The sequence below is a fragment of the Arthrobacter sp. TJ-263 genome (assembly GCF_058269155.1).
On record NZ_JBZCNE010000001.1, the window covers coordinates 1113431 to 1134224 of the forward strand.

Annotated in this window: 19 protein-coding genes and 1 tRNA gene; 9 read left to right on the plus strand and 11 right to left on the minus strand. The window is 69.6% G+C overall.

Annotation, left to right across the window (positions count from 1 at the left end; genetic code table 11):
- The first annotated feature begins 99 nt into the window (after positions 1-99).
- The 4 genes from AC4D2F_RS05235 to AC4D2F_RS05250 all read left to right on the plus strand — a co-directional run bounded on the left by AC4D2F_RS05235 (position 100) and on the right by AC4D2F_RS05250 (position 4250).
- A complete protein-coding gene (locus tag AC4D2F_RS05235) occupies positions 100-1491 on the plus strand; it encodes a cryptochrome/photolyase family protein (RefSeq protein WP_490909753.1) in 1392 nt (463 codons plus the stop codon).
- A 395-nt stretch (positions 1492-1886) separates the two neighbouring features.
- Positions 1887-2324 (plus strand): DUF7144 family membrane protein, encoded by a 438-nt coding sequence (locus AC4D2F_RS05240; RefSeq protein WP_219815682.1) that lies wholly within the window; start codon positions 1887-1889, stop codon positions 2322-2324.
- Between the two features lie 164 nt (positions 2325-2488).
- Positions 2489-3880: a hypothetical protein gene (locus AC4D2F_RS05245; protein WP_490909754.1), complete on the plus strand. Its 1392-nt coding sequence runs from the start codon at positions 2489-2491 to the stop codon at positions 3878-3880.
- Positions 3873-4250: a DUF1622 domain-containing protein gene (locus AC4D2F_RS05250; protein WP_258069725.1), complete on the plus strand. Its 378-nt coding sequence runs from the start codon at positions 3873-3875 to the stop codon at positions 4248-4250. The genes AC4D2F_RS05245 and AC4D2F_RS05250 overlap by 8 nt, the downstream gene beginning before the upstream one ends.
- A 75-nt stretch (positions 4251-4325) precedes the next feature.
- Here AC4D2F_RS05250 and AC4D2F_RS05255 read toward each other — a convergent pair whose 3' ends face one another.
- The 5 genes from AC4D2F_RS05255 to AC4D2F_RS05275 form a co-directional block, all read right to left on the minus strand.
- Positions 4326-4946 (minus strand): Asp23/Gls24 family envelope stress response protein, encoded by a 621-nt coding sequence (locus AC4D2F_RS05255; protein WP_104165946.1) that lies wholly within the window; start codon positions 4944-4946, stop codon positions 4326-4328.
- 72 nt (positions 4947-5018) lie between these two features.
- Positions 5019-5600, minus strand: a complete 582-nt coding sequence (locus tag AC4D2F_RS05260) for a DUF6286 domain-containing protein (RefSeq protein ID WP_146067396.1) — start codon at positions 5598-5600, stop codon at positions 5019-5021.
- Complete coding sequence (locus tag AC4D2F_RS05265; RefSeq protein ID WP_490909755.1) at positions 5597-6067, minus strand: Asp23/Gls24 family envelope stress response protein; 471 nt, start codon at positions 6065-6067, stop codon at positions 5597-5599. The genes AC4D2F_RS05260 and AC4D2F_RS05265 overlap by 4 nt, the downstream gene beginning before the upstream one ends.
- 5 nt (positions 6068-6072) lie before the next feature.
- On the minus strand, positions 6073-6255 hold the full coding sequence (locus AC4D2F_RS05270) for a hypothetical protein (RefSeq protein ID WP_104165952.1): 183 nt from the start codon (positions 6253-6255) through the stop codon (positions 6073-6075).
- Between the two features lie 165 nt (positions 6256-6420).
- The gene (locus tag AC4D2F_RS05275; RefSeq protein ID WP_104165954.1) at positions 6421-6942 is read right to left on the minus strand and encodes an Asp23/Gls24 family envelope stress response protein; all 522 of its coding nucleotides are present in this window, start codon (positions 6940-6942) and stop codon (positions 6421-6423) included.
- A gap of 319 nt (positions 6943-7261) precedes the next feature.
- Here AC4D2F_RS05275 and AC4D2F_RS05280 point away from each other — a divergent pair, with 319 nt between their 5' ends.
- The 3 genes from AC4D2F_RS05280 to AC4D2F_RS05290 are packed head-to-tail and all read left to right on the plus strand — an operon-like array spanning position 7262 to position 8938.
- On the plus strand, positions 7262-7954 hold the full coding sequence (locus AC4D2F_RS05280) for an RNA polymerase sigma factor (protein WP_181033557.1): 693 nt from the start codon (positions 7262-7264) through the stop codon (positions 7952-7954).
- On the plus strand, positions 7945-8547 hold the full coding sequence (locus AC4D2F_RS05285; protein WP_490909756.1) for an Asp23/Gls24 family envelope stress response protein: 603 nt from the start codon (positions 7945-7947) through the stop codon (positions 8545-8547). Before AC4D2F_RS05280 ends, AC4D2F_RS05285 begins: the two co-directional genes overlap by 10 nt.
- Positions 8537-8938, plus strand: coding sequence for a hypothetical protein (locus tag AC4D2F_RS05290; RefSeq protein ID WP_490909757.1), 402 nt, complete (start codon positions 8537-8539; stop codon positions 8936-8938). The genes AC4D2F_RS05285 and AC4D2F_RS05290 overlap by 11 nt, the downstream gene beginning before the upstream one ends.
- A gap of 71 nt (positions 8939-9009) precedes the next feature.
- Here the strand turns inward: AC4D2F_RS05290 and AC4D2F_RS05295 are convergent.
- From AC4D2F_RS05295 to AC4D2F_RS05305, 3 genes are all read right to left on the minus strand, one after another.
- Positions 9010-9083 (minus strand) — tRNA-Met (locus tag AC4D2F_RS05295).
- Positions 9084-9150: 67 nt separating this feature from the next.
- Positions 9151-12090 carry a UPF0182 family membrane protein gene (locus tag AC4D2F_RS05300; protein ID WP_490909758.1) on the minus strand — a complete coding sequence of 980 codons (2940 nt, stop codon included), beginning with the start codon at positions 12088-12090 and terminating at the stop codon, positions 9151-9153.
- A 328-nt stretch (positions 12091-12418) separates the two neighbouring features.
- Complete coding sequence (locus AC4D2F_RS05305; protein ID WP_258069726.1) at positions 12419-13513, minus strand: YlbL family protein; 1095 nt, start codon at positions 13511-13513, stop codon at positions 12419-12421.
- Positions 13514-13871: 358 nt separating this feature from the next.
- Here AC4D2F_RS05305 and AC4D2F_RS05310 point away from each other — a divergent pair, with 358 nt between their 5' ends.
- Positions 13872-15371 carry a zinc-dependent metalloprotease gene (locus tag AC4D2F_RS05310; RefSeq protein WP_490910522.1) on the plus strand — a complete coding sequence of 500 codons (1500 nt, stop codon included), beginning with the start codon at positions 13872-13874 and terminating at the stop codon, positions 15369-15371.
- Between the two features lie 107 nt (positions 15372-15478).
- On the opposite strand, the gene AC4D2F_RS05315 is transcribed toward AC4D2F_RS05310, so the two are convergent.
- From AC4D2F_RS05315 to nudC, 3 genes are all read right to left on the minus strand, one after another.
- Positions 15479-15967 (minus strand): M48 metallopeptidase family protein, encoded by a 489-nt coding sequence (locus AC4D2F_RS05315; RefSeq protein WP_490909759.1) that lies wholly within the window; start codon positions 15965-15967, stop codon positions 15479-15481.
- A 70-nt stretch (positions 15968-16037) separates the two neighbouring features.
- Entirely contained in the window at positions 16038-18143 is a 2106-nt protein-coding gene (locus AC4D2F_RS05320) for an ATP-dependent DNA helicase UvrD2 (protein WP_490909760.1), read from the minus strand.
- Positions 18143-19099 carry an NAD(+) diphosphatase gene (gene nudC / locus AC4D2F_RS05325; protein ID WP_490909761.1) on the minus strand — a complete coding sequence of 319 codons (957 nt, stop codon included), beginning with the start codon at positions 19097-19099 and terminating at the stop codon, positions 18143-18145. Before nudC ends, AC4D2F_RS05320 begins: the two co-directional genes overlap by 1 nt.
- A gap of 162 nt (positions 19100-19261) precedes the next feature.
- Between nudC and AC4D2F_RS05330 the strand changes: the two genes are divergently transcribed.
- Complete coding sequence (locus AC4D2F_RS05330; RefSeq protein WP_490909762.1) at positions 19262-20740, plus strand: phosphotransferase; 1479 nt, start codon at positions 19262-19264, stop codon at positions 20738-20740.
- The last annotated feature ends 54 nt before the right edge of the window (positions 20741-20794 follow it).

The following is a 20794-nucleotide window of genomic DNA, read 5'->3' on the forward strand; positions in this document are numbered from 1 at the left end:
CAGGACCAGGATGGACAGCAGGGGACCGCAGCCGTCAGGCTGCGGTCCCCTGCTGCGTCCGCGGCCCGGACTGTCGGAGCCCGCCGGTAGATTGAATGCATGGCTGTGACACTGGTGTGGTTCCGCGACGACCTTCGGATCTCCGACAACCCGGCGCTCGCCAGGGCGGCGGAGCAGGGCGACGACGTCGTCGCCTGCTATGTGCTCGATGATCGCACCGACGGCATCCGCCCCCTGGGTGGCGCGTCCCGCTGGTGGCTCCACCACTCGCTCGCCTCACTGGCCGGGTCCCTCGGCGAGCTCGGAATACCGCTCGTGCTGCGGCGGGGGGCGGCGGCGGAGGTCCTGCCGCAGCTCGTCGAGGAGTCGTCGGCGCGGTCGGTCCTCTGGAACCGGCGCTACGGTCTGGTCGAACGCACCGTGGATGCGACGCTCAAGACCTCCTTGACGGACCAGGGGGTCGAGGCCACGAGCTTCCAGGCCAACCTCATGTACGAACCGTGGGAGGTGGTGTCCGGCGCGGGCGAGGCCTACAAGGTGTTCACGCCCTTCTGGAGGGCCTGCCTCACATTCAGGACCCCGCGCACTCCCCTGCCCGCTCCGACGTCCCTCAGGGGCCCGAAGCTGGCTTCCGACGATCTGGACGCCTGGGGACTGCTCCCGACCGCGCCGGACTGGGCGCAGGGCCTGCGGGAGACCTGGACACCGGGCGAGGCCGGCGCCCACGCCCGTCTGGACGACTTCCTCGACGGTGCCGCCCACGGCTACAAGGACAACCGCAATCTCCCCGCGGTCCAGGGCACCAGCATGCTCTCCCCCCACCTGCGCTTCGGCGAGATCAGCCCGTTCGAGGTCTGGCACGCGGCGCAGGACCACAAGGACAGCTCGACGGCGGAGGACATCCGCGTCTTCGGGTCCGAGCTCGGCTGGCGCGAATTCAGCTGGCAGCTCCTGTACTTCAATCCCGAGCTCGCCACCGTCAACTATCGTCCCGAGTTCAATGCCTTCGCGTGGGAGAGTTCCTCGCAGTCGGAGCTGGAAGCCTGGCAGCGCGGCCGCACGGGCTACCCCCTGATCGATGCCGGTATGCGCCAGATGTGGGAGATCGGCTGGATGCACAACCGGGTGCGCATGGCGACGGCGTCATTCCTCATCAAGAACCTCCTGATCGACTGGCGCGTGGGAGAACGGTGGTTCTGGGACTGCCTCGTCGATGCCGATGCGGCGAGCAACGCCGCGAGCTGGCAGTGGGTGGCCGGATCGGGGGCGGATGCCAGTCCCTACTTCCGGATCTTCAACCCGGTGCTGCAGAGCAAGAAGTTCGACCGCGAGGGGCGGTATCTTCTCCGCTTCGTCCCTGAACTCGCCGACGCCGACAACATCCACGAGCCATGGAAGGGAGCGGCACCCAGCTACCCTGAACCGGTCGTGGACCTCAAGGAGAGCCGGGAGCGGGCGTTGAGCGCCTTCAAGGCCCTCTCGCAGGGCTGAGCCCGCGTCCGGGTCCATCCCCTCCTCCGCCACTGGCGGCGCCCGCGATGCCGCGGCAGACCGAGACCCAGCAGTCCGGCCCACCCGATGGTGGGCCGGACTTGTTCCGTGTCCGTCGAAGCCGTTCCCCCTACGTGGCGGCCCACGTCCCGCCGGGCGGCGCATCATCCGGCGCGGATGACCCTCCCCCGGCCCGGCGGCCGTGAGCCCCCTGCCGCCCGCCGACCACCATCCGCGTGCTCACCATCTTGGGGTGATGCGGGTGCAGCCGCCGTGCAGGATTCTCGGGGTGTACACATGGCCCGGCCTCGGGCAGGGCCACGGTGGACTACCCGCAAGGGCAGGTCCGGTAGCCAATGCGTCCCCCCGGGGGGCCCGACCAAGGAGTAGTCAGCATGTCGAACGACAGCAGGACCTCGACCACCAACTTCGACCAATCCACCTCCCGGCGCAGCGAAGGAGCCGTCGGCGTGACCGTCCTCGCCGGCACCCTGATGATCATGATCGGCGTCTTCCACGCCTTCCAGGGCATCGTCGCACTCCTGAACGACACGTTCTACGTCGTGCTGCCCGAGTACGTCCTGGCGTTCGACATCACCACGTGGGGCTGGGTCCACCTCATCCTCGGCGTGGTCGTGGCGGTCGCCGGCGTGGCCCTGTTCCAGGGTGCGACCTGGGCCAGGACGGTCGCCGTCATCGTGGCCTGTGTCAGCATGGTCGCGAGTTTCGTGTGGATGCCCTACTACCCGCTGTGGAGCCTGACCGTCATCGCGCTCGACATCTTCGTCATCTGGGCGGCCGTCCTCCACGGCCGCGACATCGTGGCCGAGTGACAGACCGGGGCGGCTCCACGCCGAGGTCCTCGTGAAGTGGTGAGGGTCCGCCGCCTCGACCTTCGTGGACCGGCGGACCCCTCGCCGCCCCGAGCGCCCGGCAGGCCGGCCCGAATCCCAGGCGTACTCCCACGCCATCCTCCGACTCGAGAGGCGCAGTGCAGATGCATGTCACCGAGACCCGAGACCAGGAAATCGCAAGGCTGTCGGCGGAGATCGCCCGGCTGCAGTCGCAGCTCCACGCCGATCCCGTCGGGACGCCACCGCCCGCACGCGTCCGCCGGACCGGACGTGGGCGGGCGTTCCTCGCCGTGCTGCTGATCGCGCTCGGGGTGCTCCTCGCCCCGCTCGCCGTCGTCGCGGCGTGGACGAAGGCCGAAGTCACCAACACCGACCAGTTCGTCGCCACCGTGTCCCCGATCCTCGACGATCCGGCCTTCCAGTCCTACCTGGTCGATGAGATCACCGCGGCCATCAACGAGAGCGTCGACATCGAGACGATCACCTCGGACCTGTTCGACGGGATCGCCACCCTCGACCTCCCGCCGAGGGCCGCCACCGCGCTCCAGCTGCTCGAACAGCCGGCCGTGGAGGGTGCCCAGTCGCTGATCCGTTCCACGACCGAGCAGCTCATCGCCTCCGACGCCTTCGAACAGGTGTGGGACCAGGCGCTGAGGAGAAGCCACGACGGGCTGACGTCCGCCCTCAGCGGAGACACCTCCGGCGCCGTCGTGATCAGCGACGCGGGCGAGGTAGGCATCCAGCTCGGACCGATCGTCGCCGCGGTCAAGGAGCAGCTGACGGCGCAGGGCTTCTCACTGGCCGACCGCATCCCCGAGGTCGACCGCACGATCGTCGTGGCCCAGTCCGATGAGCTCGTCCAGGCCCGCTCGGCCTACCAGGCCGTCGACGTGCTCGGCTTCGTGCTCCCCTGGGTGAGCATCGCCCTGCTCGCCGCCGGCGTCCTCGTCGCACGGAGGAGGGCACGGGCGCTGATCTGGGCCGGTCTCGGTCTGGCGGTCGCGATGGCGTTCCTCGCCCTCGGCGTGGCCATCGGACGCGTCGCCACGGTCGCCGCGCTCTCACCGCAGTACATGCCGTCGGGCGCCGCCGAGGCGATCTATGACGCCCTCGTCCCCCTGCTCTACTCGACGGCCCTCGCCGTCGGGGTGGCGGGCGTGACCACGGCCGTCGTCGCCTACCTCGCGGGGCCGTTCCGGGGCGCCGTGGCGGTGCGCCGCCTGACGGTCGACACGGCCAGGCGGGCACGCGCGGCGGCGGAGAGCAACGGAGCGACCACCGGAAGGTTCGGTGCGTTCCTCTACAGCTCGCGCCGGTACATCCGGATCGGGATCGCCGTCATCGGTGCGGCCATCGTGCTGTTCGTGAGGCCGCTGACGCCGGGGGTGACCCTCTGGACGGCGGCCGCCGCGCTGATCGCCATCCTGCTGCTCGAACTGCTGCAACGGCCGCCGGCCGTCGAGGTGGACGTGCGGGTCGAGGGCGAGCCCGTCGTCGGCGTGGCCCCGCCGGCGAGGGACACGCAGCGTGTTTGAGGAGGTCGTCTCCGTCGGGGTCCTCGTCATCGAGGTCGTCGGCGCACTGATCATGATCGTCGGCGCCGGATTCGCCCTCGTGGCCGCGGTGCCGTCGATGCGGCGAGCGGATTCCCGAGGGAAGGCGTACGAGCGGTTACGCCGGAACGTGGGCCGTGCGATCCTCCTCGGGCTGGAGATCCTCATCGTCGCCGACATCATCCGCACCATCCTCGTCGACCAGACCCCGCAGAGCGTGGCGGTGCTCGCGGGCATCGTCGCGATCCGCATAGCGCTCAGCTTCTCCCTCGAGGTGGAGATCGACGGCATCTGGCCCTGGGCGAAGTGGCGTGTCGCGGCCGCGCAGTCACAGGTCGAGCCAGGAGAATGACCGCGGCGCTCGACCCGGTCTGCTGCCCGTCACCCCCTCCGATCGTCGGTGGCCTCGGGGCGACGAGGGCTGTGCTCAGAGGACGGCAGTGCTGTCGTTGCGCTGCTGGTTCCCGACGGTGACCAGGACAGCGAGATTGCGCAGCGGTGTTTCCAGGGCCGTTTCGAGGTCTGCTGCCACGTCGGTGTGGATGAGGTGCAGCAGGTCCTGCAGGTCCGCACGGTCGTCGACGCGGACCGTGAGGAACAGATCGGGTTCGGTGGCGCTTCCCCTGAGTAACGCGTCTGCTCCGGTGACTCCGGGGAGTCGTAGCACATGGTTCTCGACGGCTTCGGCGAGGACTTTGGGCTCGCACCGCGTGTAACCGGTGCCTCCGTCGTCGGTGTGCAGCCGGAAGGTGCGGGCAGGATGCCGGCGTGGGACCTGTGCGAGTAGCCATAGCAGGGCCAGAAATCCGACGAGCACGGCGAGGGCTGTCAGGACGAGGGGCGCCGCGTCGGCCGTGAAGGCGTCACGGAGTCCGGCCGGAACCACCGTGTCGGAGGGTCGCGCGGGAATGAATCCGGCGTTCAGGGCCCCGGTGACGGTGGCGGCGGCCCCACTGGCCAGCAGGAGCCCGGCCGCGCCGAGGAGAAGGACGAGGAGCCCGATGATGGCCAGCCAGGTCCGGTTGAGCCGTCCGGCAGTTTCCCTCATGAGTTCCTTCTTCCCTTGAATGCCGTCGTGAGTGGTGGGTGGTCCTCGGTCGGTCATCGCCGACGGGTGGCATCAGTCGTTGGTCGTGCCGACGCGCACCCTGATGACGGGTTTCGGCGTGATTCCCAGATCGTCCATCCTGGTGTCGAGGGACGCTTGAAGGCGATTGCCGAGGTCGCCTGCGTCATGCAGCGGTGTGCGCACGCTGACGTCCATCCGCTTGGCAGTGGTCGTCACCGAGCTCCGGTCGACCCCGTCCATGCGATCGACGTGCGCTGCAGCGATCTTGCTGAGCCCGCGACGGGTGAGGACCGCCTCGGAGTTGCCTGCCCGACGGCCGTCCGGCTCGTTCAGTCGAACAGTGCTGTGCCGGCCCGGCAGCAGGGCTGCCAGGAGCAGGATCAGTCCGAGCAGGGCCGCGATGATCGATGCGGTGATCACGGTCGGGCTGTTCCAGGTCAGGGAAGCAGAGGCCTCGCGCCCTGAGCGAAGGAAGTCCGGCCAGGAGCCGGTCGCGATCCGGGTGATGCCCATCCACGCTCCGGCCACCGCTGCCGAGAGCAGGACCAGTGCCGTGAGCGTCGCGGGTAGCGAGCGGCTGGACCGTCGGTGCAGCGACTGCGTTCTGCTGGGTGGGGTGGCGGGGCGGCTCATGCGAGCTCCCTTCGGCCCTGACTCTTCGTGAGGTCGGCGAGGGTGTCGATGTCGATGTCGACCTGCCGGACGTCGAGTCCGCAGATCCGTGAGACTTCCTCGCGGACCCGCTCCCGCAACAGTTCGCTGGTCTGCTTCAGCGGTGCCGGGTACGTGATGCCGACCTCGAGACGGAGGGACGCGATGAGTCCGTTGAGTTGCACGGCGGCCTTCGGCCGCGCCGTGTCGCTGTGGCGGGCACCGAGACCGAGGAAACCGCCGGAGGGTCCGCTGACGCCCGGGACGTTCGAGGCCGCGTTGCTCGCCACTTTCTCGATCGCGCGCTCAGCGATGACCAGGGTCCCCCGTGTCGACGGATCGGAACCGGTCGACGTCGGCGAGGCGGTGGAGCGCAGCGGGGAGGGGGGCGTCCGAGAGTGCCTGGCGGAGCTCTCCGTCGGTGTTCTCCCTTCGGTGATGTCGTCCATGTCGCTCACCTGCGGGTGGTGGAGCGTCCGGTCAGGGATCCGAGGTCGAGCTTGCCGTCGATGACGCGGGCGACGATCAGTCCGACGGCACCGAAGAACGCGACGACGACGAACTCGTAGAAGCCACCGAAGGCCGCAGCCCATCCCAGGACGAGGCCGGCCAGCAGTCCCATAGCTGTTGTGCTCATGATCGGTTGCCTTTCCGTACAGCGCCCTCCACGGGCGCATTCACACGAGGTCCGCTGCCCGGAGGGCGGCGGACAGGAGGGATCTGCAAGGATCCGTCGACGCCCGGCCCCGTGGCCATCACCGGCGTGGGAGCGCGGTCATGGCCCCGGACCACCGCGCGAGTGCTACTGCAGGGCTGCATGGGCCGGCTCGTCCGTATCGTGCTCTTCGTCGTCGGGGAGGTGCACGTCGGTGACGTTGATGTTGACCTCGAGGACCTCCAGGCCGGTGGCTTCCTCGACGGAGGAGATGACGTTGCGGCGGATCATCTGGCTGACCTCGACGATGGAGGCACCGTACTCGACGATGATGCTGAGATCGACAGCTGCCTGACGCTCACCCTTCTCCACCGTGACCCCGCCACTGACGTTCGTCCGTGATCCGGGAATGCGCTCGGAGATGCTGCTGAACGCGCGCCGGCTTGCACTGCCCATGGCGTATACGCCGGGGACCTCGCGAGTGGCGATGCCGGCGATCTTCTGCACGACGGTCTCGTTGATGGTGGTGTTGCCCTGGCTGGTCTGCAGCGGGCCCACCGGCCGTGCCTGCTCGGCTTCACGGGACTGCTCCGCCTGGCGCTTCTGCTCCTCGCCCGTGTTGGGGACGACTGCTGCCCGACGTGCTGCGGTGCTCTGATCCTCTGTCATGTCGATCGATCCTCCTGTGTGAGGTGTTGGTGCCGTACACCCTTAAAGACACCAGCAAGCCCGAAACGTCACGTCGACAGGCCACATATTTTCCTCGATCCGGTGCGGACGACTGTTGGGCACGAAGTGCTCCCCCTATGCTGAGCAGCACGTCGACGTGCCGCAACTGCAGAGCTGCAGTGAGGTCCGGAAGGGGGCAGGTGCCATGGGACCCGAGCCTGGATGCCACCGGCCTTCCTCCCCGGCGGGATCCCCCTCGGAACTGCACGCGGGCTCCGGACCGAGCCCTGGACAGGTCCTTGAATCGGGCACTGGACCTGTGCAGGGCGCGTCTCGTACGGCCCTTGCCACCGAGGCTCCCGGGCACCCTGCAGTCCTGGCGTCGGCGGAGGCGCTGGACGACCTGGACGAGCTCACCATCGTCGCTCGAGCGCAGAACGGCGATGTCCACGCCTTCGAATGGCTGCTCTCCACCCATGAGGGCGGGGTGTTCCGGTTGGCTTTCAGGATGCTCGACGATTATGCGGAAGCCGAGGACATCGTGCAGGAGACGTTCATCGCCGCCCGGCGGGGCCTGCCGGACCTTGCAGCCCCCCAGGCGTTCACCCCCTGGCTCTACCGTGCGGCCACGAACAAATGCTTCAACAACCTCCGAAGCCGCAGACGCCACCCGGCTGCCCCTGACTCGTTCGACGACGAGCCCGTACCCGGTGGCTCCCACGGCGCTTCCGCCGTAGGAGAGGCCGAACTCAGGAATCAATGGGATGCGCGCGGAGGTGGGATCTGCCAGGACCCGGCGCTGCGCTACGAGGCGGAAGCGCAGATGCAGGCCCTTGCCTGTCTCGTGCGGGCAGTCCCGGCCGGTCCGCGGGCCTGCTGGCTACTGCGCGATGTCCATGAGTTCTCCTACACCGAGATCGCAGCGATCGTGCGACTGCCGGAGAGTACGGTTCGAGGGCGCATCGCCCGGACCAGACGGATTCTTGCAGAAGGGATGGAGCCATGGCGATGAACGAGGGGCAGCCCCGATTGGGGTGCGGACGGATCATCGACGATGTCTGGGAATCCATCGACCGACCGGCCAGCATCCACGAACGAACCTGCCGGGATTGTCGGAGCGCGCGAGCCGCCCTCGAGCACCTCGAAGCGGTCACCAGGTCCATGCGCGACCGTGACCGCAGTGACCCGGCCCTGCGACCGAGCCGTCGAGTGCGGGCAGCGATCCTGATGGTCGCCCGGGCGGAGATACGGCGCAGCCGACGTGTTCCCCTTGGCACCACACCTCGGGGGACCATCGACATCAGCGAACAGGCACTCACCGGCCTGATCCGGTTTGCTGCCTCCACCCTGCCCGGCGTCCGCGCTCGCCGATGCACCACTGCCGGCACCCGGGAACCACAGACCTCACCGGCAGGGCCGCCGTCGACGGCGGCGGTCGACGGCGAGGACGTGCGGATCACGCTCACCGTCGCGCTGTCCTCCCAGGTGAGGATTCCCGCCACCGTGACTCTGCTACGCGAACGGGTCGGCACCATCGTGCAGGCGCAGACGGGGATCACCATGCAACAGATCGACATCGGTGTGGAGGATCTCTATGACGTCTGAGCAGCCCTTCCATGCGCGGGTCGTCGATCTCGACTCCATCGCCGACACGCTCGGCACCGCGCTCGGCCGGCACCCGGGCGTCGTCCGCCTGGAACCGACCATGCGCAGTGTCCTGACGCGCTGGAAAGTCGCGTCAGTCAGCCAACTCCCCCGGAACGTCCGGCCCGACACCCCGCCCCCGGCAGTCGCTACCCGCGACGGGCTGGTTCTCTCCCTCACCGACGGCGTCCTGGACCTGCACGTCGAGCTGGCGACGAACATCTCGAGACCTGCGCTCGACCTGGCCCGTGAAGTGCAGGAAGTCGCCATCGACGTCATCAGGGCGAGCGGCCTGGCCGTCGGCCACGTCGACGTCACCATCCTCGCCATCGAAGGCACGCCCGCGCCATGACACTTCGGGCGCGGGCGCCCGGGAAAGCAAGAAGTCCGGCCCATTAGATGGTGGACCGGACTTCTTTTCCGTTGCGGGGACAGGATTTGAACCTGTGACCTCTGGGTTATGAGCCCAGCGAGCTACCGAACTGCTCCACCCCGCGGCGTGTAACTAACGTTACCGGCCGCGGGGTGGAGAAGCAAATCGGGCGGCTGCCCGGGGCGCTCGGGCTACTGTCCGGCCGCAGCCGCGCCGCGTTCCTCGGCGTCGAGCGCCCGCTGGATGGCCTGCTCCAGGCGGTCCTGGGCCTCACCATAGGCTGCGAAGTCGCCCGACTCGAGGGCGGCGTTACCGTCCTGGATCGCGCTGTTCGCGTCGGCGAGTGCTGCCCGCAGATCGGCGGCCGGGTCTCCGGTCGCGCCACCGGGGGTTCCGCCCTCGGAAGGCGTGGGTGCGGGCGACGGTGTCGCTCCCCCGTCCCCACCCTCCGCCGGAGGCGCCGCCGGGTCGTCCGGGGTCTCCCCGACGTTCTCCTCGTCGCCGGTCGTGGCCCCCGAGTTGCCGCCGAACACCTGGTCCAGTGCCTCGGCGAGGGTCGGTGCGAACCCGACGGTCTCCCCGAAGCTGACCAGGACCCGCCGCAGGACGGGGAAGGACGAGCTGCCCGAGGACTGGACGTAGACGGGCTGCACGTACGCGATCCCGCCGCCGATCGGCAGCGTCAGGAGGTTGCCGTTGATGACCTCGGACGCACCCTGCCGGAGCAGGTTGAGCTCCTGCGACACGGTCGTGTCCGAGTTGAAGAGGTTCTGGGCCTGTCCGGGACCGACCACGGAATCCTGGCCCGAGCTGTCGAGCAGGGTCAGCCTGCCGTAGTTCTCGTTCTTGACGCCGTCCTCGCCCGTGCCGGCGTCACCGTTGGCCGCGAGGAAACCGTACAGCACGTTCCGCGGCGTCTGACCCACGGGCACGTACGGGATGTACGGCGTCGTCAGCGAGAACGCCGCCTCCTCCTGGTTGGGCATCTGGAGCGTGAGGTAGAACGGCGGCTGCCGCGGGGTGGACGCCGTCGTCGTGCTGTCGGACCCCGCGCCGGGGTCCGCGGGTACGCTCCACGCCTCGCTGTTGTTGTAGAACGCGTCGGTGTCGGTGACGTGGTAGCGCGCCAGGAGCTCCCGCTGCACCTTGAAGAGGTCCTCGGGGTACCGCACGTGCGCCATGAGGTCGGCCGACATCTCGCTGTAGGGCTTCAGCGAGGTCGGGTACACGTTCTGCCACGACTTCAGGACCGGATCCTGATCGTCCCACGCGTACAGGTTCACGGAACCGTCGTACGCGTCCACGGTGGCCTTCACGGCGTTCCTGATGTAGTTGACGCGCTCCGCGGGCAGCGCCGTGGCCAGGCCCTCCGCGGTCTGCGAATCCTGCGTCGCCTGCTCCAGTTCCTGCTGCATCGAGTAGGGGAAGCTGGCACTGGTGGTGTACCCGTCGATGATCCACTTGACGCGGCCGTCCACGATCGCGGGGTAGCTGTTGCCGTCGAGCGTCAGATACGGAGCGACCTTGCGCACACGGTCCACGGGATCGCGATCATAGAGGATCTGCGAATCGCCGTTGACCTGGTCGGACAGCAGCAGGTCCGTGGACTGGAACTTGAGGGCATAGACGAGGCGGTTGAAGGCGTTGCCGACGTTGGGGCCGCCCTCTCCGCTGAAGGTCGTCCGGGACTCGTTGTCGGAGTTCTCGTTCTGCGGCCGGTCGATCTCGGCGGGGGCCTGGCCCTCCGGCGCTCCGACGACCGAGTACTCGGGGGATTCCTCGCCGAAGTAGATGCGCGGCTCATAGGTGGACTCGTCGCCCAGCACACCGGTCGAGGGGATGCCGGACTGCAGGAAGGACGGGCGGCCGTCGGGCTCCACGGTCGAGCCGGCTGCGGCGACCACACCGTAGCCGTGCGTGTAGAAGACGTGCTCGTTGACCCAGCCGTCCGGCACACCGTTGGTGTCCAACTCGCGCACCGCGATCACGGTGTCCTGTACTTCGCCGTCGATCTCGTACCGGTCGACGTTGAGGGTCTGCGGGAACTGGTAGTACTGACGGAACTGCTGGAGCTGACTGAAGGCATCAGAGACCAGATTCGGGTCGAGCAGGCGGATGTTCGCGGTGGTTTCCCCGTCCTCGCCCAGCGCGCCCGCGGCCGGGATCGACTCCGGTGAGTACGCCTCGACCTCCACCTGGTCGAGCCCGTAGGCCTCACGCGTGAGCTGGATGTTCCGTTCGATGAACTCGTCCTCGAGGCTGAGCTCGGAGGGACGCACCTGGAAGCGCTGCACGACCGCCGGGTACACGCCGCCGGCGAGCAGCGCCGTGATGATGAGCATCGCGGTCCCGATCAGCGGCAGCCGCCAGCGGCCGACGAACGCGGAGGCCACGAACAGGGCGGCGACGATGATCGCAGCCACCGCGAGGATGGCCTTCGTGGGGATGACGGCATTGACGTCCGTGTACAGCGCGCCGGCCCAGGTGCCCTGGTTCAGCAGGGTGTCGTAGCGGTCGAGCCAGTAGTTGACGCCCTGCAGCACCAGGAAGAGGGCGGCGACGACGGCGATCTGCACGCGGGCCGCCTTGGTCGTGAACAGGCCCTTCTCCTCGAGGCGGATGCCGCCGTAGAGGTAGTGCGTGAGGATCGTCGCGATGGCGCTGATGATGACCACGCTGATCAGGAACCCCGTCACGAAGTTCAGGAACGGCAGCGTGAACATGTAGAAGGCGTAGTCCAGACCGAACTCCGGGTCCTGACGGTTGAACGGTTCCTGGTTGATGAACAGCAGGACCTGCTGCCACTGTGAGGAGGCGGCCGTGCCCGCGAAGGCTCCGAGGACCACGGGGATACCGAGCATCAGCAGCCGGCGGATCGGTTCGAGCTGCGCCTGGTACCTGTTGAGATTGTCCTGGATGGCACTGTCCGGCGCGTAGATGGGCCTGTTGCGGAACGCGATGCGCAGGCTGAAGTACACGGCCGCCGCCATGACGAGGAACGCGACGACGAAGAGGACGATGCGCGTCAGGTTCTCCGTCACGAAGACCTCGAGGAACCCGAGCTGGTTGTACCAGAGCACGTCAGCATAGACCTGGGACAGGTAGACGAAGGCGATGACGATCACCGCCACGACGATGATCGTCGGTATCAGCGGACTGCGGCGCCTGCTGGTGGTTCCACGTGCTGGGCTCGGGCTACTGCCGAACGGACGGTCTGGTCCGGATGTCACATCTACCTCATCGTTAGCTGCTGCGGGTCACGCCGACCGGTCCTGCGCACCGCTCCCCGCCCGGGCGGGGGCAGAGGAGAGCGCACAGTCAGGCCCTTCGTGATTTCATTCTGCCCTGTTCACGCTTGGCCCGACCAATTAGGTTCCCGCCCCGCCTCGAGGGCGTCGGGATCGTCACCGAACCGTGTCGTGCGGTGGCCGGGCGACGGCTGCACCGTTTCGCGGAGCGTCAGCAGGCGGGCACGTCGGACGCATCGCCGCCGGCACCCAACGTCTCGACGGCGTCGACGGCGTCGCCGAGCGTCTCGACCTTCACGACCGTCAGGCCGTCAGGGATGTTGCCGATGACCTCGTCGCAGTTGCCGGCGGGTGCCAGGAAGAAGTCCGCCCCACCGGCTCGGGCCCCGACGAGCTTCTGGGCGATCCCACCGATCGGCCCGACGACGCCGCCGGAGTCGATCGTGCCGGTGCCCGCGAAGTGCCTGCCGCCCGTGAGGTCGCCCTCCGTCAGGTTGTCGACGATTCCGAGGGCGAACATGGTGCCGGCCGAGGGACCACCCACGTTGTCGAGCTGGATGGACACGTCGAAGGGGAAATCGAAGGTGGAGGCGAGCAGGACACCCAGCTGGAACTCCCCCTCGGCCGATTCCTTCGGCGTGACCGCGACCTCCATCTCCGCACCGTCCCGGACGATCCCCAGGGTGGCGGCAGCGCCGCCCGCCTGGGCCAGCACACTGCGGAGGGTCTCGATGTTCTCGATCCCGCGCCCGTCGATGGTGCGCAGGATGTCCCCGACCTCCAGGATGCCCTCCGACGCGGAATCATCCGCCAGCCCCGCGACGGACAGCTCCTCGGTGAACTCGATCCCCTCGTGGGAGAGGGCCGCGGCGATCGCCGATTCCTGCGACGACGTCATGGCCACGGCGTTCCGCTCCTGGACGTCGGAGGAGGTCGTCCCTTCCGGGTACACCAGCTGCTCCGGCAGGACGTCCATGTCCGGATCAGCCCAGGCCCGGAAGGTGTCGAGGACGTTCACCCGGCCGTTCGGACCACCGCTGACGAGGACGGTGGTGAGATCGAGCTCGCCCTCGGGGGGAAAGCTCTCCCTCCCCTCCACCCGGATGAGGGCCTGGCCGTCGACCTCCCCGATGGTGTTGAAGGTGGGGCCGGGCGATTCGATGATGTAGGGCGACGGCAGCAGCACGGCGGTCGCGCACAGGACGACGGCGAGGCTCCCGGAGACGGCCATGGCGCGGAAGCGCGGATCCCTCGGCCGGGCGGGTCCCTCGGGGCTGTACGTCTCGAAGTGGACAGGCTGCGTCACTGTGCTTCTCTCTGTAGGCGCGTGCCGTGCGACGGCGCGATCAGCGTCTTCCGGCTTACTTAGAGTAGACGCTCAGGCCGGGGTCGATCCGGGAGGATGCCGTCCGTCCGCCGCCCGGCCCTTCCCGGCGCCGTCGACTGCTGCCCGAACCCCGGGGTGGGCTTTGCCCTCAGCGAACGGCCGACGGCCCGAGGGACAGCGGCGATGCCGTGCCGGTAGCGTGTATCCAACAGCCGGCGGGAGCGGAAACCCCCTCCTGCCCGGATCCCCAAGCTACTCCCCAGGACCGGTGGTATCAGTGACCAACCCATCCAACCCTTCGAACGACGACGACACACCCCAGGATCCGCTGTCCGAGATGCTGGCGAAGATGTTCGGCGGCGGGGCCGGGGGCTTCGACCCCCAGGAGATCGCGAAGGCGGCCGGGCTCCCCTCCGATCCTGCGGCGATGGCGATGATGATGCAGCAGGTCCAGGCGATGTTCTCCGCGCCGAGCGAGGGACCCGTGAACTGGCAGATGGCCCATGAGCAGGCCCGGCGGGTGGCGGCATCAGACAACGATCCCTCGGTCACCTCGCTCCAGCGCCGGAGCGTCGACGAGTCACTGAAACTCGCCGAGCTGTGGCTCGATCCCGTGACAGAGTTCCCGAGCACCGGACAGCTCGGCCGTGCGTGGTCGCGCGCCGAATGGGTCGAGGCCACGATGGCCACCTGGCGTCGGCTCACCGAGCCCGTGGCGACGAGCATCGCCAAGGCCCTCTCCGATGCCATCACCGGGCAGCTTCCCGACGAGATGAAGTCGATGATGGGCATGATGGGCGGTCCCGCCTCGATGCTCCAGAACGTGGGCGGCGCGATGTTCGGGATGCAGCTGGGGCAGGCCGTCGGTGCGCTGTCGAAGGACGTCGTCGGGTCGACGGACATCGGTGTCCCCCTCGCCGACGGGCGGATGGCCCTCCTCCCGGCCAACGTGGCGGCGTTCGGTGCGGGACTCGACATCCCCGAGCAGGAAGTCCAGTTGTTCCTCGCGGTGCGCGAGGCGGCGCACGTCCGGCTCTTCACGCATATCCCCTGGCTCACGGGCCACCTCCTCGGCAGCATCGAGCGTTATGCCCGGGGCATCCACATCGACATGGGCAAGATCGAGGAAGCCGCCCGTGACATCGACCCCACCAACCCCGAGAGCCTTCAGGGCGCCCTGTCGCAGGGCGTCTTCATGCCGGAGAGGACCCCTGAGCAGGACGCCGCCCTTGTGCGGCTCGAGACCACCCTCGCCCTCGTGGAGGGGTGGGTGGACGAGATGACCGCCGCAGCGGCGGCGAATCTGCCGTCGGCGGGTGCCTTGCGGGAGATGCTCCGTCGCCGTCGGGCCACCGGCGGCCCGGCCGAGCATGCCTTCGCCTCGCTGGTGGGACTCGAGCTGAGGCCGCGCAGGCTGCGAGACGCCGCGGCCCTGTGGTCCCTCCTCACCGAGGAACGCGGCATCGAGGGGCGCGACGCCCTGTGGCAGCATCCCGATCTGCTGCCCACCGCTGAGGACCTCGACGATCCCGCAGGCTTCGCGGGACGACGTCGGCTGCTCGACTCCTCCGACGCCGACGTCGATGCGGCCCTCCAGCGGCTCCTGTCCGGAGGCTTCGAGGAGCCGGAGGGGGAGGAGCCGGGCGAGGACTTGCCTGACGCCTCCGGGGGCACGGCAACCGGGGACGGAACGCCCACGCCCGGTCCCGACGGCGCCTCGCCCGCCGGTCGGTCCGACGACGGGGCCGGCCACCCGTCCGACGGCGGGCCGGCGGACGGGCCAGCCGACGATCCGCAGGGTGACGGGCCCGCCCCGGACGGCGACGCCAGGCGCTGACGTCGCGGCGTCCGCCCGGGCGGCGCCCCTGTGCGTCCGTCACCGGGCGGCGCCCCTGTGCGTCGACACCGGGCGGCTCGTTCCCGATGATCGGGATGACCCGGGCCCTAGAACTCCTCAGGTGTTCCCGTGAGGTTGCGGTGCGCTGCGAAGGCGGCGCCGTCGAGGAACGCCTTGGCGGTCTCGGTGCTGGGGTAGGACGTCAGCAGGTCCCAGAAGGCGGCGCTGTGCGAGGGTTCGATCAGGTGGGCCATCTCGTGCAGGATCACGTAGTCGACGACCCACTCCGGCATGCCCTGCAGCCGATGCGAGAGGCGGACGGTACGGTGGGCGGGCGTGGCGGAGGCCCACCGGGTGTTCTGGTTGGTGACCCAGCCGATCGTGCTCGGCACTCCCCTGCCACCGAGGTACTGCCGGGCCAGCGCCTCGGCTCTCCGCTGCAGCGCGGATGTGGCTTCGTCGTCGACGGCCGGCTGTGCGAGGTACTTCGCGGACATCCGTTCCACCATGCGCTCCACCCAGTGGCGCTCCTGGCCGGGCGAGAAATGGCCCGGGATGGAGACCCGCAGCACGCCGTCGCGGATGTCCGCGCTCACCGTGCGCTTCCGCCGTGCCGACCGTCTGACCTCGACCGGAAGCCGCGCGGGGTGAGGCGGCCCGCCGGTGTCAGGCGGTGTCACTGATGATCTCCAGGACCGCTTCGCCGTACCGCTCGAGCTTCGCGGAACCGACGCCGGCGAGATCGCCGAGTTCGTCGAGGGTCTGCGGCCGCGCCTCGGCGATGGCCACGAGCGTCGCGTCCGTGAACACCACGAAGGCGGGGACGTCCTTCTCCTTCGACTCCGCGAGCCGCCAGGCGCGCAGCGCCTCGAAGGTCTCCTCCTCGTAGGTGGCCGGGCAGTCGCTGCAGCGACCGATCTTGCGCTCGGCGCCCGTGAGCAGCGGCCGCTTGCACACGCGGCAGACCGCCGGCCCGGTGGACTTGCGGGTGGCCTTCGCCCGCGGCTGACGGAAGGATGCCTGGCCGGCGGTCGCGGGCCGCAGTGCATCGAGGAAGCGCGAGGGTTTCCGGGTGGCGCGTCCGCCCGCGGATCTGGACGTCGACCACGACATCGACAGGTGGATCCGGGCGCGTGTGATGCCCACGTACAGCAGCCGCCGCTCCTCGTCGATGCCTTCCTGCGTGTCCGCGAACGAGATCGGCATGAGCCCCTCGCTCAGCCCCACGAGGAAGACGGCGTCCCATTCGAGGCCCTTCGCCGAGTGGAGGGACGCGAGGGTCACACCCTGAACGGTCGGGGCGTGCTGCGCCGCGGCCCGCTCCTCGAGTTCGGCCACGAACGTCTGCAGCGTGAAGGCCTCGCCGCGGACCCTGCTGAGCTCGTCGGCGAGCCCCACGAGGGCGGCCAGCGATTCCCATTTCTCGCGGACGGCGCCGGAGTTCTGCGGGGCGACGGAGGTGTAGCCGAGGGACGCGAGGACATCGCGGACCTGCTGCGGCACGTCGTCGTCGCCCTGGGTGCGTGCCGCGGCCCGGAGCTGCAGCAGCCCGTCGCGGACCTCACGCCGCTGGAAGAACCGCTCGCCGCCGCGCAGCTGGTATCCGATGCCGGCGCTGGCGAGCGCCTGCTCGTAGGCCTCGGACTGCCCGTTCGTGCGGTAGAGGATGGCGATCTCGCTCGCCTTGACGCCCTGGCCCAGCAGGAGACCGATGCGCCGGGCGCACTCGGCCGCCTCGGCGTCGTCGTCGGTGCACTCCGTGTACACCGGCTCGGGGCCGGCGGGGCGCTGGGCGACGAGTTCGAGCGGGGCCGACCATGTCGTCTCGCCCGCGCGTCGGTCCACCTCGGTGCCCCGCGCGGCGAGCAGCGTGTTGGCGGCGCGCACCACCTGGGGTGTGGAGCGGTAGTCGCGCACCAGCCTGACCACCTGGGCACCCTCGTAGCGCTTGGTGAAGTCGAGGAGGTGGCGTGAGGTGGCGCCGGTGAAGGAGTAGATGGTCTGGCTGGCATCACCCACGACGCACAGGTCGCGACGCTCGCCGAGCCACAGATCGAGCAGGCGCTGCTGGAGCGGGGAGACGTCCTGGTATTCGTCGACCACGAACTGGCGGTACTGCGCCCGCACCGTCGCCGCCACCTTCTCGTCCTCCTCGAGGATGGCGACGGTCGTCAGCAGGACGTCCTCGAAGTCGATGAGGTTGCGGTCGATCTTCAGATCCTCGTACGCCGAGAAGATCCGGGACACCGTGATGAGGTCCATGCCCGCCGGTTCCGCCCGGCCGGCGGCGGCCCCGGCGTAGGCGTCGGGGGTGAGCATCGAGACCTTGGCCCACTCGATCTCCGCGGCGACGTCGCGGATCGCGGCGCGGTCGGTCGACAGGCGCAGCCGGCGCGCCGACTCCGCGATCAGCTGGGCCTTGTGGTCCACGAGGGCCGGCAGCGGGCCCCCGACGGCCTGCGGCCAGAAGTACTGCAGCTGCCGGAGCGCCGCCGCGTGGAAGGTCCGCGCCTGGACCCCGCCGGCCCCGAGGTCGCGGAGCCGTGTGCGCATCTCCGCCGCGGCCCGCGCGGTGAAGGTCACGGCGAGGACCTGCTGCGGCTTGTAGACGCCGGTGTGCACGCCGTACGCGATGCGGTGGGTGATGGCGCGGGTCTTGCCCGTACCTGCTCCGGCGAGCACGCACAGCGGTCCGGACAGAGTGCTGGCCACCGTCCGCTGTTCGTCGTCGAGTCCCTCGAGGATGCTGTCCTCGAGCAGTTGTCCGGACACTAGGGACGCGCCTCCGATGGCTCCTCGTCCAGCGGCCCGCCGTACCACCGCTCGATCATCGCCCGCGCGATGGAGACGCCGCCCGCCACGACGATCTTCTCGTCGCGCACCTCGGCGAAGAGTTCCTCCCGCGTGAACCACCGCAGCGACCGCACCTCCTCGCGGTCGGGTACTGCATCGGTGTTCGCGGCCCGTGCGGTGAAGCCGACCATCAGGGATGCCGGGAACGGCCAGGGCTGGGAGCCGAGGTACTCCGGGGATTCGACCCGGATCCCGGATTCCTCCCCGACCTCGCGGACGACGGCGGCCTCGAGCGACTCACCGGGTTCGACGAAGCCGGCCAGCGTCGAGTAGCGGTCCTCGGGCCAGGCGACGGCGGAGCCGAGCAGGATGCGGTCGTCGTCGTCGATGATGGAGACGATGATGGCGGGGTCCGTGCGCGGGTAATGCTCGGACCCGTCCCTCGGGCACCGCCTCACCCAGCCGGCGTGGGTGGAAACCGTGGCGGCACCGCAGCGGGGGCAGTGGGTGTGGGTCGCGTGCCAGTTGGCGATCGCGGCACCCGCCACGAACAGGCCGGTATCGCGCGCGTCGAGCGACGCCGCGATCTCGCGCAGGCCGAACCACTGGCCGAGGGGCGCGACGGCGGCGTCCTCCTCGTCGAACACGGCCAGGACGACGCGCCGCCCGGCATCGGCGAACCCCTCGTCGACGCGGCCGAGGTAGACGACCATGGCCGGGCGGGCGAGGTCCGCGGGACCGAGGAGACGGAGGGCGTTCCCGACGACGGGGGCCTTCCCGCGGGCGAGCGGCAGGACCCGTGTGTCCGCCGACGCCCACAGGTCGTCGAGGAAGTGTTCGGTGGGCCGGGCCTCGCCGTCCCGGTCCGTGGCGGCACGTGACAGTGGCAGCGATCCGAGGGGAGGGAGCACGAGGGCCCGGAGTGGATCGGTCATGGTTCTACGGTACGTTCTTGCACTCCCAAATCCCATTCACCGGAACCCCGGTGGAGGAGTAGTGCGGGGCCCGACACGAGTGGTGCATCCGGCGACTCGCCGAACAGCTGCGAGCGGCCGGAGCTGGAACGCCCTACGGTTGATCTTGTGAAACGGACACCCATGGAACTTGCAGCCATCGCCAGCGCCGCAGTACCTGGCCTCGCTCCGACCGGCGTCGCCGGCGCCCCCGACGACGCCGCGGACTTCGACGCCGCCCTGCTCGTCGACGATGCGGGGAAGCAGTGGAGGGTCCGCTCGCCCCGGCACGCGGAGGCCAGCATGCGCCTCGAGACCGAGTTGCAGGCCCTGCGTGCCTTCACCCCCGCCGTCAAGGCGGAGCTGCCGTTCCTCATCCCGCACATGGCCGGCAGCGTCCGCCAGGGTGAGCTCAGCACCTTCGTGTATTCGCACCTGGCCGGCACCACCCGATCGCTCGACGCGCTCACCGCCGGCGGGTCCGCGATGGCAGAGGAACTCGGCCGCGTGATCGCCGCGATCCACACGTTGCCGCCGGAGATAGTGCAGCGCGCGGACCTGCCCGGGTACGAGGCCGACGAGTACCGCCAGCGCAAACTGAACGAGCTGGACCAGGCCGCGACCACCGGGAGGATCCCCTCCATCCTGCTGCGCCGCTGGGAGCACGCGCTCGAGGACGTCGCCCTCTGGCGGTTCAGCCCGACCGTGGTCCATGGCGACCTCCACGAGGACCACCTCCTCATCGCCGCGGGTCGCGTCTCGGCCGTGACCGGGTGGACGGACCTGTGCGTCGGCGATCCCGCCGAGGACTTCGCCTGGCTCGCCGCGGCCGAGGACACCGCGTTCGTCGACGCCGTGTATGCGGCCTACGCGGCCGCAAGGGCCACCGCCGTCGATCCCCACCTGTCCCGCCGCGCTGCGCTCGCCGCGGAGTTCGCCCTGGCGCAGTGGCTGGTCCGAGGGATGGCCCTCGAGGACGCCGGCATGATCGACGAGGCGGAGGACATGCTCGCCGAGCTCGAAGCCGACGTGGAATCGATCGAGCGCGAACAGCACGAGGCCGCGGAACGGGCACGGCACGAGCACGAGCAGCGCCTCGAGTGGGGCGACGAACTGGGCACGGACGCGGACGGCGCGCACCTCCCGTCGGGGTCCGAGGAGGCTTCCGATGATGCGCCCGATGATGCCGGGTCGGTCACCGGCGAAGCATCGCCCCGCCCGACCAGCGGTGCAGGGGGCGTCGGGGCCGACCACCGCGGCACGCACGATCCGGCGTCCGTAGGCGGATCCCGTGCCGCGGATGACGAGGGGCCGTCGGGGCAAGCCGGGACTCCGGCCGTGGACGGTGCCCCTGCTCCGGAGCGCACCGGCAGCCACCTCTTCGACCCGAAGGCCGAAGCCAACCGGGCGCATCTCCATGCGGCGCCGACCGAGGACGACCGGCGCCGCGACCATGGGACCCCCTCCGGATCCTCGCTGGCGCACGCCCGCCTCACGGCGGGGCGTCAGCGGCCTGTCACGACCTCGTCGAAGGTCACGGTGCTGACGGGCACCGACCCCGGAACGGGGTCCCCGGACGACGTCGCCACCTCCGCCCTGCCGATCGTCCAGGCCCGGCGCTGACCCCTCCGGCCCACCTGCCGTCCGCCGTCGCCCTGACGTCGTCCAGACGGGACA

Coding starts and splice junctions, on each gene's coding strand:
- AC4D2F_RS05235 (WP_490909753.1), top strand. CDS start 100: ATGGCTGTGACACTGGTGTGGTTCCGCGACGACCTTCGGATCTCCGAC.
- AC4D2F_RS05240 (WP_219815682.1), top strand. CDS start 1,887: ATGTCGAACGACAGCAGGACCTCGACCACCAACTTCGACCAATCCACC.
- AC4D2F_RS05245 (WP_490909754.1), top strand. CDS start 2,489: ATGCATGTCACCGAGACCCGAGACCAGGAAATCGCAAGGCTGTCGGCG.
- AC4D2F_RS05255 (WP_104165946.1), bottom strand. CDS start 4,946: ATGAGGGAAACTGCCGGACGGCTCAACCGGACCTGGCTGGCCATCATC.
- AC4D2F_RS05260 (WP_146067396.1), bottom strand. CDS start 5,600: ATGAGCCGCCCCGCCACCCCACCCAGCAGAACGCAGTCGCTGCACCGA.
- AC4D2F_RS05265 (WP_490909755.1), bottom strand. CDS start 6,067: ATGGACGACATCACCGAAGGGAGAACACCGACGGAGAGCTCCGCCAGG.
- AC4D2F_RS05270 (WP_104165952.1), bottom strand. CDS start 6,255: ATGAGCACAACAGCTATGGGACTGCTGGCCGGCCTCGTCCTGGGATGG.
- AC4D2F_RS05275 (WP_104165954.1), bottom strand. CDS start 6,942: ATGACAGAGGATCAGAGCACCGCAGCACGTCGGGCAGCAGTCGTCCCC.
- AC4D2F_RS05285 (WP_490909756.1), top strand. CDS start 7,945: ATGGCGATGAACGAGGGGCAGCCCCGATTGGGGTGCGGACGGATCATC.
- AC4D2F_RS05290 (WP_490909757.1), top strand. CDS start 8,537: ATGACGTCTGAGCAGCCCTTCCATGCGCGGGTCGTCGATCTCGACTCC.
- AC4D2F_RS05310 (WP_490910522.1), top strand. CDS start 13,872: ATGCTGGCGAAGATGTTCGGCGGCGGGGCCGGGGGCTTCGACCCCCAG.
- nudC (WP_490909761.1), bottom strand. CDS start 19,099: ATGACCGATCCACTCCGGGCCCTCGTGCTCCCTCCCCTCGGATCGCTG.
- AC4D2F_RS05330 (WP_490909762.1), top strand. CDS start 19,262: ATGGAACTTGCAGCCATCGCCAGCGCCGCAGTACCTGGCCTCGCTCCG.